We start from the raw sequence: 400 nt of genomic DNA, 5'->3' as shown, positions 1-400 counted from the left end.
CGGCGACTGGACGCTCACCCTGCACGCGAAATGGAAGGACGCGCTGTTGGAAAACTCCATCACGCCCATCCAGCAGTACGGCTACACCCAGGGCAAGAACGCCACGGATTCCGCCATGATCATCGACGCCATGGACATCCTCTACACCGACAACGTCGACGGCTTCTGCCTCGTGTCCAGCGACTTGGACTTCACGCGCCTGGCCAGCCGTCTGCGCGAGAGCGGGCGCATGGTCATCGGCATGGGGGAGAAGAAGACCCCCACGCCCTTCCGCCGCGCCTGCGACGTGTTCACCACGCTCGAGCTGCTCGTGCAGAACAAGCGCAACGAGAAGGGCGGCGGCAGCAACACGGTGCCGAAGGACTCCGTGGAGCAGGCCGTGGTGGACATCATCACCGAC

General features: G+C 64.2%; 1 protein-coding gene. It reads left to right on the top strand.

Annotated features, from left to right (window positions below):
• The coding region (locus tag NE591_RS12955; RefSeq protein ID WP_256156829.1) for an NYN domain-containing protein at nt 1–400 on the top strand (400 nt) is incomplete at both ends.

The sequence above is a fragment of the Adlercreutzia sp. DFI.6.23 genome (assembly GCF_024462535.1).
Taxonomy (GTDB): Bacteria; Actinomycetota; Coriobacteriia; order Coriobacteriales; family Eggerthellaceae; genus Adlercreutzia; species Adlercreutzia rubneri.
Note: the sequence above shows the minus strand (reverse complement) of the source record. Positions and strands in the feature narration are given on the sequence as shown.